Annotated in this window: 16 protein-coding genes; 13 read left to right on the plus strand and 3 right to left on the minus strand. The window is 64.7% G+C overall.

The annotated features are described in order from the left end of the window. The first annotated feature begins 1 nt into the window (after nucleotide 1). The 8 genes from dmpG to BM136_RS07625 all read left to right on the plus strand — a co-directional run bounded on the left by dmpG (nucleotide 2) and on the right by BM136_RS07625 (nucleotide 7,304). A complete protein-coding gene (gene dmpG, locus BM136_RS07590; RefSeq protein WP_092971259.1) occupies nucleotides 2-1,069 on the plus strand; it encodes a 4-hydroxy-2-oxovalerate aldolase in 1,068 nt (355 codons plus the stop codon). Continuing rightward, nucleotides 1,066-1,830 (plus strand): 2-keto-4-pentenoate hydratase, encoded by a 765-nt coding sequence (locus BM136_RS07595; protein ID WP_092971260.1) that lies wholly within the window; start codon nucleotides 1,066-1,068, stop codon nucleotides 1,828-1,830. The genes dmpG and BM136_RS07595 overlap by 4 nt, the downstream gene beginning before the upstream one ends. A 39-nt stretch (nucleotides 1,831-1,869) precedes the next feature. Next, complete coding sequence (locus BM136_RS07600) at nucleotides 1,870-2,301, plus strand: RidA family protein (protein WP_045206472.1); 432 nt, start codon at nucleotides 1,870-1,872, stop codon at nucleotides 2,299-2,301. Nucleotides 2,302-2,357: 56 nt separating this feature from the next. Beyond that, nucleotides 2,358-2,882 carry a 3-hydroxyanthranilate 3,4-dioxygenase gene (locus BM136_RS07605; protein ID WP_092971261.1) on the plus strand — a complete coding sequence of 175 codons (525 nt, stop codon included), beginning with the start codon at nucleotides 2,358-2,360 and terminating at the stop codon, nucleotides 2,880-2,882. A gap of 45 nt (nucleotides 2,883-2,927) precedes the next feature. Next, a complete protein-coding gene (locus BM136_RS07610; RefSeq protein WP_092971262.1) occupies nucleotides 2,928-3,938 on the plus strand; it encodes an amidohydrolase family protein in 1,011 nt (336 codons plus the stop codon). 46 nt (nucleotides 3,939-3,984) lie between these two features. Further along, nucleotides 3,985-5,223, plus strand: coding sequence for a kynureninase (gene kynU, locus BM136_RS07615; protein ID WP_092971263.1), 1,239 nt, complete (start codon nucleotides 3,985-3,987; stop codon nucleotides 5,221-5,223). A gap of 83 nt (nucleotides 5,224-5,306) precedes the next feature. Next, nucleotides 5,307-6,704 carry an amino acid permease gene (locus tag BM136_RS07620; protein WP_092971264.1) on the plus strand — a complete coding sequence of 466 codons (1,398 nt, stop codon included), beginning with the start codon at nucleotides 5,307-5,309 and terminating at the stop codon, nucleotides 6,702-6,704. Between the two features lie 54 nt (nucleotides 6,705-6,758). Further along, nucleotides 6,759-7,304, plus strand: a complete 546-nt coding sequence (locus BM136_RS07625; RefSeq protein WP_092971265.1) for an NADPH-dependent FMN reductase — start codon at nucleotides 6,759-6,761, stop codon at nucleotides 7,302-7,304. A gap of 22 nt (nucleotides 7,305-7,326) precedes the next feature. Here the strand turns inward: BM136_RS07625 and BM136_RS07630 are convergent, their stop codons facing one another. Genes BM136_RS07630 through BM136_RS07635 form a run of 3 tightly spaced genes read right to left on the minus strand, consistent with a single transcriptional unit; the run spans nucleotide 7,327 to nucleotide 9,526 of the window. After that, the gene (locus tag BM136_RS07630) at nucleotides 7,327-8,553 is read right to left on the minus strand and encodes a CynX/NimT family MFS transporter (protein ID WP_092971266.1); all 1,227 of its coding nucleotides are present in this window, start codon (nucleotides 8,551-8,553) and stop codon (nucleotides 7,327-7,329) included. Continuing rightward, nucleotides 8,510-8,611 (minus strand): hypothetical protein, encoded by a 102-nt coding sequence (locus BM136_RS25745; RefSeq protein WP_139219359.1) that lies wholly within the window; start codon nucleotides 8,609-8,611, stop codon nucleotides 8,510-8,512. Before BM136_RS25745 ends, BM136_RS07630 begins: the two co-directional genes overlap by 44 nt. A gap of 36 nt (nucleotides 8,612-8,647) precedes the next feature. Next, complete coding sequence (locus BM136_RS07635; RefSeq protein WP_092971267.1) at nucleotides 8,648-9,526, minus strand: Rossmann-like and DUF2520 domain-containing protein; 879 nt, start codon at nucleotides 9,524-9,526, stop codon at nucleotides 8,648-8,650. 159 nt (nucleotides 9,527-9,685) lie between these two features. Here BM136_RS07635 and yddG point away from each other — a divergent pair, with 159 nt between their 5' ends. The 5 genes from yddG to BM136_RS07660 all read left to right on the plus strand — a co-directional run bounded on the left by yddG (nucleotide 9,686) and on the right by BM136_RS07660 (nucleotide 16,875). After that, entirely contained in the window at nucleotides 9,686-10,606 is a 921-nt protein-coding gene (yddG, locus tag BM136_RS07640) for an aromatic amino acid DMT transporter YddG (protein WP_092971268.1), read from the plus strand. Nucleotides 10,607-10,778: 172 nt separating this feature from the next. Next, complete coding sequence (locus BM136_RS07645; RefSeq protein WP_004634893.1) at nucleotides 10,779-10,934, plus strand: DUF3309 family protein; 156 nt, start codon at nucleotides 10,779-10,781, stop codon at nucleotides 10,932-10,934. Between the two features lie 141 nt (nucleotides 10,935-11,075). Continuing rightward, a complete protein-coding gene (locus BM136_RS07650) occupies nucleotides 11,076-12,635 on the plus strand; it encodes an efflux transporter outer membrane subunit (protein ID WP_092971269.1) in 1,560 nt (519 codons plus the stop codon). Continuing rightward, the gene (locus BM136_RS07655; protein ID WP_092971270.1) at nucleotides 12,632-13,783 is read left to right on the plus strand and encodes an efflux RND transporter periplasmic adaptor subunit; all 1,152 of its coding nucleotides are present in this window, start codon (nucleotides 12,632-12,634) and stop codon (nucleotides 13,781-13,783) included. Before BM136_RS07650 ends, BM136_RS07655 begins: the two co-directional genes overlap by 4 nt. Next, nucleotides 13,780-16,875, plus strand: a complete 3,096-nt coding sequence (locus tag BM136_RS07660) for an efflux RND transporter permease subunit (protein ID WP_092971271.1) — start codon at nucleotides 13,780-13,782, stop codon at nucleotides 16,873-16,875. Before BM136_RS07655 ends, BM136_RS07660 begins: the two co-directional genes overlap by 4 nt. Nucleotides 16,876-16,885: the final 10 nt, after the last annotated feature.

A 16,885-nucleotide genomic window follows, 5' to 3' on the forward strand; every position in this document is an offset into this window, starting at 1 on the left:
CATGACCACGATTACCAAGACTGACGCCAAGAAAATCTACGTCTCGGACGTGACGCTGCGCGACGGCATGCACGCGATTCGCCATCAGTACTCGCTCGAACAGGCGGTTGCCATTGCCCAGGCGCTGGATGAGGCGGGTGTCGATAGCATTGAAGTTGCGCACGGCGACGGACTGTCGGGTTCGAGCTTCAACTACGGCTTTGGCGCACACACTGATCTGGAGTGGATCGCCGCCGTTGCCAGCGCCGTCAAACGCGCCCGCGTGGCGACGTTGCTCCTGCCCGGCATCGGCACCGTTCATGATTTGCGCGCCGCTTACGATGCCGGTGCGCGCGTCGTGCGCATCGCCACCCACTGCACCGAGGCGGACATCTCCAGGCAGCACATCGAGTACGCCCGCTCGCTTGGCATGGATACCGTCGGCTTCCTGATGATGTCGCACATGACCACCCCGCAAGCGCTGAGCGTGCAGGCGAAGCTGATGGAAAGCTACGGCGCGCAATGCGTCTATGTGGTGGATTCCGGAGGCGCGCTCAGCATGCGCGATGTGGCCGAGCGCTTCGACGCGCTAAAAGCCGTATTGGACCCCGCGACGCAAACGGGCATGCATGCGCACCACAATCTCTCACTGGGTGTGGCGAACTCCATTGTTGCGCTGGAACACGGCTGTGACCGCGTGGATGCCTCGCTGACGGGCATGGGCGCGGGTGCCGGTAACGCACCGCTGGAAGTGTTCATTGCTGCCGTTGACCGCATGGGCCTGCACCACGGCTGCGACGTGAAGAAGCTGATCGACGCGGCAGAAGACATCGTGCGACCGCTGCAGGAGCGCCCCGTACGGGTCGATCGCGAAACGCTTGCGTTGGGCTACGCCGGTGTGTACTCAAGCTTCCTGCGCCATACCGAAACAGCAGCGGCCAAGTACGGGTTGTCTGCGTTCGACATCATGGTCGAGCTGGGCCGCCGCCGCATGGTGGGCGGTCAGGAAGACATGATCGTCGACGTGGCGCTCGACATGCTGAAGGCCCGCGAGTCCGCGCTGAAGTTGCCGGGCAAGGAGGCCGCATGACCGATCTCAACGCCATTGCCGCGCGTATTGACGATGCAGCACGCTATGCAGAGCCCATTGCCCAGTTGACCGATGACGCGGGTTTTTCGCTGGACGAAGCCTACGAAATCCAGCGTGTGTCGATCGAGCGCCGCATCCATCGCGGTGAAAGCATGGTGGGCGTCAAGCTGGGCTTTACCAGCCGGGCCAAGATGGTGCAGATGGGCGTCGATAGCCTGATCTGGGGCTGGTTGACCGACTGCATGCTTGAAGAAGACGGCGGGCGGGTATCGCTCGATCGCTTCATTCACCCGCGTGTGGAGCCGGAAGTGTGCTTCCTGACCGGTCGTGAGATCGACCGGCCCCTCACATTGCTGGAAGCCGCGAGCTATCTGGAAGCCGTGGCGCCTGCCATGGAGATCATCGATTCGCGCTACCGCAACTTCAAGTTCACGCTGGAAGACGTGGTGGCCGACAACTGCTCGTCTGCGGGGCTCGTCATTGGACCGTGGTCCCGCCGTTTTGACACGCTGCGTAATGCAGGCGTGCTCATGCGTGTGGATGGACATGCCGTGCAGATGGGCTCCACTGCCGCCATTCTGGGTGACCCCCTGCGCTCGGTCGTGCAGGCATCGCGCCTGATCTCGCAGAGCGGCTTGGTGCTGCCGTCCGGCTCGCTCGTCATGGCCGGCGCGGCGACTGCTGCACACACGCTGCCGCGAGGCGCGCACGTGCAGTGCGTGGTCAGCGGACTTGGCACCACGGAATTCACGACCTATTGAGCCATGACCTATTGAGCGCCAACAGCGCACCAGATTGCTATGACCACTGAAACCAATCCGCAAGGACGCCTCGTTGATGGGAAGGCCAAGCCGCGTGGCCGTTTCCCGCACATCACGCGCGCAGGCGATTTCCTGTTCGTCTCAGGCACCAGCTCGCGCCGTCCGGACAACACGATCGCTGGTGCCTCGGCCGACGCGCTGGGCACGACTGAACTCGACATTCGCGAACAGACCCGTGTCGTGATCGAAAACATCCGAGACATCCTGCGCAGCGAAGGCGCAGATCTGTCGAACCTGGTCGAGATCACGTCCTTTCTGGTCAACATGAACGACTTCGCCGGCTACAACGCGGTGTATGGCGAGTACTTTGACGAGACCGGTCCGACGCGTACGACGGTGGCGGTACACCAGTTGCCGCATCCGCATCTGGTGATCGAGATGAAGGCGATTGCTTACGCGCCCAAGCGATAACGCAGGCGGCATCGCAAAGAACGATAACGACAACGCCCGGCAGCAAGGAGCGAGACATGTTGACGTACGGAAAGCCGTTCAACTTCCAGCAATGGATCGATGAACACGGGCACCTGCTCAAGCCGCCTGTCGGCAACCAGCAGGTGTGGCAGGACAGCGATTTCATCGTGACGGTCGTGGGTGGGCCGAACCACCGCACGGACTATCACGACGATCCGTTCGAAGAGTTTTTCTACCAGATGCGCGGCAATGCGTATCTGAACCTCTGGATTGACGGCAAACGCGAGCGCCTCGACTTGAAGGAAGGCGACATCTTCCTGCTGCCCCCGCACGTACGGCACTCGCCGCAACGGCCGGAGGCGGGCAGCGTCTGCCTTGTCATCGAGCGGCAGCGTCCGGCAGGCGCGTTGGATGGTTTCGAGTGGTACTGCGATGCGTGTGGTCATCTCGTGCACCGCGTGGAAGTGCAGCTCAAGAGCATCGTGCGTGATCTGCCGCCGCTGTTCGAAGCGTTCTACGCGTCCGAAGACAAACGTCGTTGCCCGCATTGCGGCCATGTCCACCCGGGCAAGGAAGCCTGACGCTCTGGCGCCCCTTCACAAGCAATCAAGAAATCGCAATAGACGATGACACTTCGAATCGACATGCATTCGCACTTCTTCCCGCCCATCACACGGGAAGAGGCCGCGCGGCTTGATGCAGAGACAGCCCCGTGGCTGCGCATCGATGCCGATGGCGAACGCGGCATGATCATGGCGGGCGACCGCGCCTTTCGCCCCGTTTACCGCGCGCTTTGGGACCCCGCCAAGCGAATCGAAGAGATGGACGCGCTGGGCGTGGACGTGCAACTGGTTTGTGCCACGCCCGTGATGTTTGGCTACGGTTACGACGGCGCTACCGCGCACGACTGGGCCATGCGCATGAATGACCGCGCGCTCGACCTTTGTGCACATGCGCCGCAGCGCCTGAAGGCACTGGCGCAGGTGCCGCTGCAAGACATCGACCTGGCCTGCTGCGAGGCGACGCGAGCACACCGCTCGGGCCATCACGGCGTGCAGATCGGCAATCACCTTGGGCCGCGCGATCTGGACGACGCCCACCTCGTCACGTTCCTGACACACTGCGCGGACGACGGCATCCCTGTGCTCGTGCATCCGTGGGACATGATGACCGACGGCCGCATGAAGAAATGGATGCTGCCTTGGCTGGTTGCCATGCCGGCAGAGACGCAACTGAGTATGGTATCGCTCATCCTTTCCGGCGCGTTCGAGCGGATTCCCAAGTCGCTCAAGCTGTGCTTCGCGCACGGCGGCGGCAGCTTCGCGTTCCTGCTCGGACGCGTGCAGAACGCATGGGAGCAGCGCGACATCGTGCGTGAAGACTGCCCGAATCCACCCGCCTCGTATCTCGACCGCTTCCATGTGGACAGCGCGGTGTTCGACCCGGGTGCCTTGAGCCTGCTTGTCGACACCATGGGCGAAGACCGCGTCTTGCTTGGCTCCGACTACCCGTTCCCGCTGGGTGAGCAAAAGATTGGCGATCTCGTGGCCAACCATGCAGACCTGAACGACGGCGCCAAGGCCAAGATCCTGGGTGGCAATGCCGCGCGCTTCTTCGATTTGCCCGATGCAGCCTGAGCCAGAACGGCCGCACCACGCTCCTTTCAATACACAGTAAGACACCATGACTTTGACGATCACTCGGGACGCGTGCGCCGCATTGGATGCCGCCGATACCCTGGCCCATTGCCGCACGCGCTTCAACCTGCCTGCGGACACGATTTACCTAGACGGCAACTCGCTGGGGGCCATGCCGGCCCATGTGCCGGCACGCATGAAACAGGCGCTGGAGCACGAGTGGGCCCATGGCCTGATCCGCTCGTGGAACGACGCCGACTGGTACCCCGCACCGCGGCGCACTGGCGACAGGATCGCCAAGCTGGTCGGCGCGGGGCAGGGCGAGGTGATCGTGGCCGACTCCACGTCGGTGAACCTGTTCAAGGTACTGGTGGCCGCCACCCGCATGCTGCCGGGGCGTAGGGTGATCCTGGCCGAGCGGACGAATTTCCCGACCGACGTGTACATCGCGAGCAGCGTAGCTGAAATGACCGGTTGCGAACTGCGCTGCGTTGATCCGGACGACGTGCTGGGCGCAATCGACGAGACCGTTGCCATCGTGTCGCTCACGCACGTGAACTACAAGACCGGCAAGCGTTACGACATGGAAGCCGTCACCCGCCGTGCACATGAAGTCGGCGCGCTGATCGTCTGGGACTTGTGCCACACCGCCGGCGCCATGCCCGTGCACCTGAATGCATGCGAAGCCGACTTTGCCGTGGGCTGCGGCTACAAGTACCTGAATGGAGGCCCCGGCGCACCGGCGTTCGTGTTTGTTGCGTCGCGCCACCTGGCGGCAGTCCGTCAACCACTGACGGGCTGGCACGGCCACGCCAAGCCGTTCGAGTTCACGCACGATTACGCGCCACATCCTGCCATCGACCGCATGCTGACGGGCACCGCGCCGCAGCTCGGCGTGATCGCGCTGGAAAGCGCGCTTGAAGCGTTCGACGGTGTGGATCTCGACACGTTGCGCGCGAAGAGCGTTGCGCTGGGCAACCTGTTCATCTCCCTGGCTGATCAGGAACTCGCCGGCCTCGGCTGCGGCCTGGCGTCGCCGCGTGATGCGGATCAGCGCGGCAGTCAGGTTTCGCTCACGCACGAAGCGGGCTACGCAATCATGCAGGCGCTCATCGCGCGCAACGTGATCGGCGACTTCCGGGCGCCCGACATCCTCCGCTTCGGCTTCGCGCCGCTCTATGTTCGCTACGTCGATATCTGGGACACCATCGCCGCGCTCAAGGACATCATCGCGACCGGCGCGTGGAACGCACCTGAATTCCTCGCGCGCAAGTCGGTGACCTGAGCCAACGGCCAGGCACCCCGGCAATCCAACGACAAACAAGCGGCCGCGCTGGCGCGGTGCCGGCCGCAGCAAGGAGACACGCCGTGAAGCTACAACACGGATTCAACGCGATTGTTGAGCGGGAAAAGGGGCTGCACCGAAGCCTGTCCACCGGTCAGCTTTCAATGATCGCCATCGGGGGTGCCATTGGCACGGGCCTGTTCCTGGGCAGCGGCTTCGCCATCGGATTTGCCGGGCCTGGTGTTCTGGTGAGCTACGCGATCGGCGCGCTGATCGCCTTGCTGCTCATGGGCTGCCTGGCCGAAATGACGGTCGCCCATCCGACCTCCGGCTCGTTCGGCGCCTATGCCGAGCACTACATCGCGCCGTGGGCCGGATTTCTGGTGCGCTATGCGTACTGGTCTTCGATCGTGCTGGCGGTGGGCGCGGAGGTGACGGCCATCGCTGTGTACATGAAGTACTGGTTTCCGGGGGTGCCCGGCTGGTATTGGATCGTCGGCTTTTCGGCGGCACTCATCGGCGTCAACGTGGTCAGCGTGAAGATGTTCGGCGCGGTCGAGTATGTGTTTTCGATGCTGAAGATCGTGGCCATCGTCGGTTTCATCCTGCTGGGTGCGTACGTGGTGTTCAACGCGCCGGCAGCGTCGGGCATTGGCTTGGCGAACTACCGGGTGCAGGGCGGCTTCTTTCCGAAGGGGGCGTGGGGCACGTGGGTGGCTGTGATCGTGTCGATCTTCAGTTACCTGAGCATCGAGATGATTGCCGTGGCCGCCGGTGAGGCGCGCGACCCGCACAAGGCGATCACGAGCGCCTTCCGGGCCACCATGATCCGGCTGGTCGTGTTCTATCTGCTGACGCTTGCGCTGATGCTCGCCATCGTGCCGTGGACAGACGCCGGTGCCAACGAAAGCCCGTTCGTGAAAGTGATGGCCGCGACATCGGTGCCTGGCGCTGCCGGCGTCTTCAACTTCGTGATCCTGGTGGCCGCGCTGTCGGCCATGAACAGCCAGCTCTACATCACCACGCGGATGATGTTCAGTCTGTCGCGCGCAGGTTATGCACCCAAGGCGCTGGGCCGTTTGAATGCGAGCGGTGTACCGACGGGGGCGCTACTGCTTTCGGCAGTCGGTATTGCGGTGGCCACCGTGCTCAATGCAATGTACCCGGACAGTGCCTTCCTGCTGATGATGTCGGTGTCGATGTTCGGCGCGATGTTGACATGGCTGATGATCTTCATCACACATCTGTTCTTCCGCCGCCAGCACCGCGGCCAGGTGCTGGCGTTTCGCATGTGGGGGTTCCCGGTAACGTCGCTGGCGGGCGCCGGGCTGATGGCGGCAGCGCTGGTTACCACCTACTTCACGCCCGAGTTCCGGATGACGCTGCTGTGCGGCGTGCCGTTCATGGTTGCGCTCTTGGCGGTGTATGGCGTGTGGTATCGCCGGCAAGCACATGCTAACCAGGCGCTGACCTCTTCTTGATCCGGCGAATGTCCGTTATTCTCGCCAATCCCAACATTGACGGAGTCGCTCTTCATGTCGCTGAATTTTCTCGGCATTGCCGGCAGCCTGCGCCGCAAATCCACCAACCAGGGCCTGCTGCGTGCGGCGTCCACCCGCGTGCCCGCCGGCGTTGAAATGGACGTGGCCGATCTGACGGATATTCCGTTCTACAACGCCGACATTACGGACAAGCCTGCTTCGGTGGTGCGCGTGCTCGAACAGATCGGGCGCGCCGATGCGCTGGTGCTGGCCTGCCCTGAATACAACTACTCGCTGGCGCCGGCGCTGAAGAACATTCTTGACTGGGCCTCGCGCGAACCCAACAACGCGTTGCTGGCAGGCAAGCCGGTCGCGATCCTGGGCGCGGGCGGCGGCATGGGTACGTCGCGCGCGCAGTATCACCTGCGTCAGGTGTGCGTGTATCTGGACCTGCATCCGCTGAACAAGCCGGAAGTGTTTGCCAACGCGTTTGCCGGCGGCTTCACCGCCGATGGCGATCTCACAGACGAGCGCATCGCCGGCCTGATCACCGAGCAGATGCAGGCGCTGGCCAACTGGACGTTGAAGCACAAGGCTTGATCGAGGCCTTGCGATAGCAGTCTCACTCGCCGGCGTGCAGCGTACGGTTGCGCCCGGCGAGTGAACCCGCCACCAGGGATGCGAGCGCAATAGCGCTGAACAGCCAGCCCATCACGGCCCAGCTGCCCGTCAGATCGTGCAGCACGCCCATGAGATACGGCCCCGCGGCAGCCATGGTGTAGCCAATGCCCTGCGTCATGGCCGACAGGCTTGCCGCCACGCGCGCATCGGCCGAGCGCAGCACGATCAACGACAGCGCCACGCTGAAATTGCCGCCCTGGCCGAGTCCCAACAAGACCGCCCACCACCACAGCGTCGACAACGGCGCATACAGGCAGCCCATCAGGCCGGCCCAGCACATCAGCATCATCAAGATCACGGCGGGGCGTTGGTCGCGGCCGAGCCGCGCCACAAAGGGCCCACCCAGCGCGGTGATGAGCTGCACGAGAATCGACACCGCCACCACCACGCCCGACTGCACGGCAGACAGCCCGCGGTCTTGCAGGATCACCGGCAGCCAGCCGAAGACGCAATACGCCAGCGACGATTGCAGCCCCATATGGAGGGTCACCTGCCAGGCAATCGGCTTGTTCCACAGTGACACACGCTGCAGCCGAGTGGCCGAGCCCTTGCCGTGCGCATGCCGCATATGCGGCCACCAGCCGACAAAAGCCAGCAGCGCGGGGAGAGCCCAGAACGCCAACGCAAGCTGCCAGCCGCCCAGCCATGCCGAAAGCGGCGCGCTGGCGCCGGCTGCCACCGCCGCACCAAAGCACAGCGCCATGGTGTAGACGCCTGTCATCAGGTCAGCCTGGCGGCCGAAATCCCGCTTGACGATGCCCGGCAACAGGACGCCCGTCACGCCAATGCAGGCGCCCGCCGCCAGCGTGCCGATGAAGAGCGGTGCAACGCCACCCGCGCTGCGCAAGGCAATGCCTGCCGCCAACGCAATCAGTAAGCCGCCCACGGCGCGTTCTGCGCCAAACCGCCGAGCCAGCACCGCGGCTGCAGGCGCAAACAGGCCCAGGCACAACACCGGCAGGGTCGTCAGCAACCCCGCCGTGGCGCCCGACAACCCTGTGCCAGCCGCCACCTGTTTCAGCACGGGCGACAGGCTCGACAGCGCGGGCCGCAGGTTCACGCCCACCAGCACCAGCCCGACAACGAGCAGGATCAGCGCGCTGGACGAACGGCGGTCTGCAGCGTCATGCGCAGCAGGAGATGGCGATGTGTGTGGACGTTGGGACATGGCAGAACGGGCATGCAAGCAAGCTGCCGATTGTAGGTCGCGCGCCGGATTGGTGCATGCGCGCCACCCAATGCCAATGATCCCGACTCCGTCATTACGTAGGATCAAGGCGCGCGGCGAGGTCGGACAGTACGTCTGCGGAAGGCGCGCCGCGTTCGGCCGCCAAGGTCAGCGCACGCCGTGTGAGCGCTGTGTAAAGCGCGGCATGATCGGCGCCCAGTGCATCCAGTGCGTGCAGATGTTTGTCGATGACGCCGCCGTCTCCGCGCGAGACTGGGCCTGCCAATGCGCCAGCCAGGCCACGTGCGCGTGCCGCGGCCAGCGTGCCGTCCACCAGCGGCCACATGGCAGCCACGGCGGCATCACGGTCGATGCCTGCGGCCTCCCACAACGTGGCGGCTTCATGGAGTGCGCACAGCAGGAAGCTGGCCGCGTAGTTGGCCCCGGCGTGATACAGGGCACGTTGCCCGGCACGCACTTTCAACGGCGTGCAGCCGAGCCGCAGTGCAAAGCTGGCGAGCGCCGCGTCGTGTGGGGCATCGGCGTCAATGGCGATGGACGCGCCGCCCAGACGTTCGGCATCGTCGGGCAAGCCGGCAAACAGAAACAGCGGATGAAAGCTGGCGGTATCCGCGCCGCACCGGCGAGCGCCCTCCAGCAAGTCGCGCTCGCCGGCACCGCTGCAGTGGATGACGAGTTGGCCGGGTCGCCAGCGGATGTTATCGACCACGCCCGGGATGGCGTCATCCGGCACGGTCACGAACACCCAGTCGGCAGCATCCGCCACGCCTTGCGCGTCGACGGCCTTGGCGCCTGTAGCATGCGCGAGCCAAGCGGCAGGTGCGCTTGAACGGTTGGCAACCGCCACGGTGCGTACACCGGCGCCGTGTGCCCGCGTGGCCAATGCCCGCGCCAGCCGGCCCGCGCCAATCCAGCCCACCGAAACCGGCGTTTCGATTGCAAACGACGTCATGGCAACCCTCGATTTTTCATGGTCTGCATCTTATAGCGAAGCCACGTCAGGTGATCGGGCGGTACGGCGGCCGGTAAACTGCACGCCTTCGCCTGCAGCGTTGGGCCGCGCGCGAACAAACGGTTTTTTTGGATGGACATGTCAGTGCAGGCAGGCGTTATGCAAAGCAAAAGTAGGGCAACCGTCATCGGGCTTATCGCGGTGCTGCTATGGAGTTCGATCGTCGGGTTGATCCGGGGCGTGAGCCAGCATCTGGGGGCCGTAGGTGGCGCTGCCATGATCTATACCGTCGCGTCGATGCTGCTCGTATTGACTGTCGGCTTCCATCATTTGAAGACGTTTCCGCGGCGCTATCTGGTGTGGGGCAGCCTGCTGTTCGTGTCGTATGAGCTGTGCCTCTCGCTGTCGATCGGCTATGCCAACAGCGGGCGGCAGGCGATCGAAGTCGGGATGGTCAATTACCTGTGGCCGACGTTCACGATGCTGTCTGCGATTGCCTTCAACAAGCAGCGGGCGAATGCCCTGATCATGCCGGGTGTCCTTGTTTCCATCATCGGGATTTGCTTCGTGCTTGGCGGTGATCAAGGGTTCGATATCGTCGGCATGGCCGAGAACATCAAAGACAACCCGCTCAGTTACGGATTGGCGTTCGCCGGCGCGGTGATCTGGGCAGCGTATTGCACGGTCACCAGCCGGATTGCCGAGGGCAAGAATGGCGCAACGCTGTTCTTCATCCTGACGGCGCTGGCCCTGTGGATCAAGTTTTTCGCCACGGGTGGCGGTGCAATGCATTTCAGCGTGTCGGCGATGATTTATCTCGCGTTGGCCGCGTCAGCAATGGGCTTCGGCTACGCGGCCTGGAATGTCGGCATCCTGCACGGCAATGTCACGGTGTTGGCGACCGCGTCATATTTCATCCCTGTGTTTTCTGCTGCCCTGGCCGCTGTGTTGTTGCATGCCCCGCTGTCGTTTGCGTTCTGGAAGGGCGCACTGATGGTGGTTGCGGGGTCGATCCTGTGCTGGCTTGCGACGCGTGGGGGTCGGGCAAAGACGTTGTCTTCGCCCAAGTCTTCGGCCTGACATAAGAACGGGCACACCCACACATCCGCGGTATTTAATATTCGCAATTAACCGCCAAGATGTAAGAAAAACCGCAGATATAGCCAGCACGGGAACGAGGCGTGCTAGATGCCGGGTAAGCCGCTGCGCCACGAGGGAACGGCGGCATACCAACACAGAAACAGGAGGCATCATGTTGAGCACCATTCTCATCATCGTTCTCATCTTGCTGCTGATCGGCGCGTTGCCGTCTTGGCCGTACAGCCGGGGCTGGGGCTACGGGCCGACGGGCGGCCTCGGGCTGATTGTGGTGATCGTGGTCATTCTCGTGCTGCTGGGCTATATCTGACGCCAGCCAACGCCGATGCACGCATGGTTCTGAGCATCGCCTGACCGGTTTCCGAGGGTTGGCTGAGCACCGTAGTGGGGCGAGTGTCTTGCAGACGCTTGACTGGGCATAATCCCAGCTGCGTTCCCGAAGGACACTTCCATGAAGACAGGTCGACACGCCGGCGTCCACGCGCCCGGCGGTCGCGCCCGAATCGCGCCGGTGTTGCTGGCCCTGCTGTTGGCCGGCTGCGCGGTCGGGCCCGATTACCACACGCCGCCCCTGAGCGGCCCCGAAGCGCCGCAAGGCTGGCACGCCACGCTGCCGCACCACGGCAACCGCATGGCGCTGGCGCACTGGTGGGAGCAATTTCACGACCCGGTGCTGACACAACTGGTGGAGCAAGCGGATGCGACCAGCCCGACAATCGCGCAGGCCGTCGGCCGCGTGCGCGAGGCGCGGGCGAGCGTTTCCGCCAGCCGGGCGGCGCTGTTCCCGCAACTGAAAGGCTCCGGCTCTGCCACGCGGCAGGGCGGGTTTGGTGGTAACCAGTTTGCCGGCGGCACGGGCGGGCTGTCTGCCGGTGCGCTGAGTCCCACGCTGGGCCTGGGTACGATCACCACTTTGGCGGCGCAGGCCGACGCGTCGTGGGAGATCGATCTCTTCGGCGGCAAACGCCGCAGCCTGGAAGGCGCCGATGCGCGCCTGACTGCCAGCGAAGCCGATTGGCACGACGCGCGGGTGTCGCTCGCCGCCGAGGTTGCCAATGCTTATTTGCAGCAACGCGAGTGTGAGGCGCTGGTCGACATCGGCGCGGCAACGTTGTCGTCCCGACAGGAAACGCTGCAACTGACCGAACGCAAATTCCGCGCTGGCTTTGTCGCGCCGGCTGATTTTGCGCAAGCGCAGGCCACGGTGGGAGATGCCGTCAATGCGCTGGAAGGCCAGCGTGCGCAATGTGCGCAGGGCATCGACAAGCTCGTCACGCTCACCGGCATGGACCACGATGCGCTGAACGGGCTGCTATCCAAGGCCAGCGCGCAGATTCCGGCGCCGCCCGATGCCGGCGTGCCCGATGTACCGGCGCAGGTGCTGTCGCAACGGCCGGATGTGTCGTCGGCCGAGCGCGCGGTGGCGGGGGCAAGCGCCGATATCGGGGTGGCGGTGGCGAGCCGATTGCCGTCGATCACACTGGCGGGCTCCATCGGCATCAATTCGTACCGCCTTGGCGGGCAATCGCTGACGACCAAGTCTTGGTCGTTCGGGCCATCGGTGTCGTTGCCGATCTTTGACGGTGGCTCGGGTGCGGCGCGCGTGGAAACAGCACGCGCCCGTTACGACCAGGCGCTGGCCAGCTACCGCAGCAAGGTGCGTCAGGCTGTGCAGGAAGTGGAGGATGCGCTGGTGCGCCTGGACGCTTCCGACCGACGTGTCGACGCAGCCACCATGGCCGACGCCCAATACGCAAAGGTGCTGGAAGCGTCCAACGCCCGCTATCGTCTGGGCGCGGGCAGCCTGCTTCAGTTGGAAGACGTGCGACGCACTGCGTTGCAGGCTTCGCAGTCTCTGGCGGCGGTCAAGCTTGAACGCGCGCAAGCCTGGGTGGCGCTGTACAAGGCCGTGGGCGGCGGCTGGCGCGACGATGCGCCCAATCCTCATCCCGATAACAAGACCACTGCGCCGACCGCTCAGGGCCGGACGCATACCGGAAGCGCTTCATGACAGGACAACGAGTTTGGATGGCCGCGCTGGCCGTGATGCTGGCCAGCGCGTTGGCGGCGTGCGGCAAATCTGCGCCCGAGAACAAGAAGAACGAGCAGACGCCTGCCAAGCCGGCGCTGGCCGTCAACGTCGCGCACCTCGCGCAGCAGGTGTGGCCGCGCATCGCCACGGCCAGCGGTGCGGTGCAGCCGTGGCAGGAAGCCAGCATCGGCGCCGAGGTGAGCGGGCTGAAGCTGGCGGAAGTGCTCGTCAACGTGGGCGATGTGGTGAAGCAAGGCCAACTGCTTGCCCGTCTATCGGATGAAACCGTGCGCGCCGATGTGGCTGCGCAACGCGCCAGCCTGGCCGAAGCCGAAGCATCGGCCGCGCAAGCCGCCGGCGAGGCGCACCGCGCGCATGAACTCGACAAGAGCGGTGCGATCAGCCAACAGGATCTGATCCAGTACGACACGCAGGCCAAGACGGCTGCTGCCAAGCTGGCCGCAGCCCGGGCGCAGTTCGAGAGCCAGCAATTGCGATTGCGCTACACGCGTGTGGTCGCACCCGACGACGGCGTGATCAGCGCACGCACGGCCACCGTGGGCGCTGTGGTGTCATCCGGCACCGAACTCTTCAAGCTCATCCGCAAGAATCGCCTGGAATGGCGCGCCGAAATGCACGGCGACATCCTGCCCCGCATCCAGCCCGGCCAAGCCGCGCGCGTGCGCCGCATGGACGGCGGCGTGGTAAACGGCCGCGTGCGCCAGGTCGCTCCCACGGTCGACGCCAACACGCGCAATGGCCTCGTCTATGTCGATCTGCCGCCGGAAGCTGCAACGTCCGGCGTGAAAGCCGGCATGTATCTCTCGGGCGATGTGCAGCTGGGCGATGCGCCGGCTGCGACCGTGCCGGAGACCGCCGTGTTCTCACGCGATGGCTACGACTACGTGATGGTGATCGGCCAACAAGGCCGTGTGCGCCAGACCAAGGTTACAGCTGGCCGCCGCCAGGACGGGCAAGTCGAAATCGTGCAGGGCATCGGCGCGAAGGACGGCGTGGTCGCCGCCGGCGCAGCATTCCTGAGCGATGGCGATGTGGTGCGTGTGGCCGCTGGCGGTACAGCCTCCGCGCCCGCCGCATCGGCGCCCGCAGCCGGAGCCAAGCCATGAACTTTTCTGCCTGGGCGATCCGCAAGCCGATCCCTTCGATCCTGCTGTTCATCCTGATCACGGTGGCAGGGCTGGTGTCGTTCAAGATGTTGTCGATCCAGAACTTTCCGGACATCGATTTTCCTGCCGTATCCGTGACGGCTAGCCTGCCGGGCGCCACGCCCACGCAGATGGAAACCGAGGTCACGCGCAAGATCGAAGACAGCATTGCGAGCATCGGCGCGATCAAGCACATCACGTCCACCATCAACGACGGCAGCTCGACCACGATGGTCGAGTTCCAGCTTGAGAAGGATGTGCAGGAAGCCGTGAACGACGTGCGCGATGCGGTCAGCCGTATCCGTGCGCAGCTGCCATCTGACGTGCAGGAGCCGGTCATCTCCCGCGTGACATTCGCAAGCCTCCCGGTGCTGACGTACGCCGTGGAAGCAAGCGACATGGACGCGGAGGACCTCTCCTGGTTCGTCGACAACACGGTCAACAAGCGGTTGCTGTCGGTGCATGGCGTGGCCAAGGTGACGCGCCAGGGCGGCGTGGACCGCGAAGTGCGCGTCCAGCTCGACCCCGTACGCTTGCAGGCATTGAACGTTTCGGCGGCGGACATCAGCGCGCAAGTGCGCGGCATGCAGCAGGAAGCGCCGGGTGGGCGCGGCAACGTCGGCGGGCAGGAACAGGCGGTGCGCACGCTGGGCACCGTGAAGAGCGCGCGCGAACTGGCGCAGATGGACATCCCGTTGTCGGACGGCCGGCGCATTCGCCTTGCAGATGTCGCAGACGTGCGCGACACCGCGGCGGAGCCCCGCCAGATGGCGCTGTTCGACGGCAAGCCCGTCGTCAGCTTCCAGGTGTTCCGCTCGCGCGGTGCGAGCGAAATCTCGGTGGCCAAGGGTGTGCGCGACGCGCTGGCCGCATTGCAGGCCGAACGGCCCAATGTGCATGTGACCGAGGTCTACAACATGGTCAAGCCGGTGTCGGATGCATACACCGCCTCGATGCACGCGCTGTACGAAGGCGCCATCCTGGCCGTGATCGTGGTGTGGCTGTTCCTGCGCGATTGGCGTGCCACGTTCGTGTCGGCCGTGGCGCTGCCGCTGTCGATCATTCCCACGTTCGCGGCCATGCAGTTGCTCGACTTCACGCTCAACGGGATCACGCTGCTGGCCCTCACGCTGGTGGTCGGGATTCTCGTCGACGATGCCATCGTGGAGGTGGAGAACATCGTGCGCCACCTGCGCAATGGCAAGAAGCCGCTGGAAGCCGCCATGGAAGCCGCGCAGGAAATTGGCCTGGCCGTGGTGGCGACATCGCTCACGCTGGTGGCGGTGTTTCTGCCGACGGCGTTCATGGGCGGCATCTCGGGCAAGTTCTTCAAGCAGTTCGGCTGGACGGCATCGCTGGCGGTGCTGGCCTCGCTGCTGGTGGCGCGGCTGCTCACCCCCATGATGGCGGCCTACATGCTCAAGCCGCAGGATGAGCCCAACCGCGACGGCTGGATCATGACGCGCTATCTGCAGGCGGCACGCTGGTGTCTCGTGCACCCCTGGAAAACGGGCGGTATGGCAGCGGCGTTCTTCGCTGTGTCGGTCGCCATCATCGGACTGATTCCGGCAACGTTCCTGCCGCCAGAGGACTGGGCGCAGCTCCAGATGACGGTGGAAAGCCCGCCCGGCAGCACCATCGCCCAGACCCGCGACAACACCGAGCGCGTGCGCAAGATCGTGATGCAGCACAAGGAAGTCCGTCACGTCTATACCGCCATCGGCTCGGGCGTGATGGCTGGTGTGCCAGGTTCCAGCGGCGGTGAGGTGCGCAACGGCACGCTCACGATCTCACTCACCGACCGGCATGATCGGCACGTCAAGCAGCAGGACGTCCAGCGCCAGTTGCGCGAAATGCTGGAAGGCGTGCCGGGCGTGCGGATCTCGTTCGGTGCGGTGGGCTCTGGCGAGCAACTCCAGGTGGTGCTGACCGGCGACGACCCCGCCACGCTTCAGCAGGCCGCGCGCGATGTGATGCGCGATCTGCGTACCGTGCCGGGGCTCGGCGCGGTCACATCGTCGGCGAGTCTGCTCCGGCCCGAAATCGTCATCCGCCCGGACTTTGCGCGCGCGGCACAGCAAGGTGTGACAGCCGCCGCCATCGGCCAGGCCGTGCGCGTGGCCACCGCCGGCGACTACGACGTCAACCTGCCCAAGCTGAACCTGCCGGAGCGGCAGGTGTACATCCGCGTTGAACTCGATCCGAAGGCGCGCAACCAGATCGATACGATTCGCCAGTTGCGCGTGCCGGGCCGCAACGGCGCGGTGCCGCTGGAAAACATCGCCGATATTTCCATCGGCAGCGGCCCCGCGCAGATTGACCGCTATGACCGCAGCCGCAACGTCACCATCAGCGTCGGCCTGGAGGGGCGCGCGCTTGGCGACACCAACATGGCGGTGGAGGCGCTGCCGTCCATCAAGAACTTGCCGCCGGGCGTGCGCCGCATTGCCTCGGGGGACGTGGAGGGCATGCAGGAGCTGTTCAGCAGTTTCTTCCTCGCCATGTTCGCGGGGGTGCTGTGCGTGTATGCCGTGCTGGTGCTGCTGTTCCACGACTTCACGCAGCCGGTGACGATCCTGGCGGCGCTGCCGCTGTCGGTGGGCGGAGCGTTCGGGCTCTTGGCGCTGTTTGGTTTCAGCTTGTCGCTGCCGGCGTTGATCGGCTTGCTGATGCTGATGGGCATCGTGACCAAAAACTCGATCCTGCTGGTGGAATACGCCATCGTCGCGCGGCGTGATCTTGGCATGTCTCGCACCGAGGCCATCATCGATGCATGCCACAAGCGCGCACGCCCCATCGTCATGACCACGGTGGCCATGACGGCCGGCATGGTACCAATGGCGCTCGGTCTGGAGGGCGATGCGGGTTTCCGGGCGCCGATGGCCGTGGCGGTGATCGGCGGCCTGCTGACTTCCACGCTGCTGAGCCTGCTGGTGGTGCCGGTGGTGTTCGAAAAGGTGGATGACTTCAAGGAGTGGACGCTGCGCAAGTTCCGTGGCGTGCGCCATCACGGGCACAGCGCTGAGCCTGTACCGCAGCAGGAGCAGCGATAACGGTGGCGTC

Origin of the sequence: Ralstonia sp. NFACC01, from assembly GCF_900115545.1 — a bacterium.
GTDB lineage: Bacteria > Pseudomonadota > Gammaproteobacteria > Burkholderiales > Burkholderiaceae > Ralstonia > Ralstonia mojiangensis.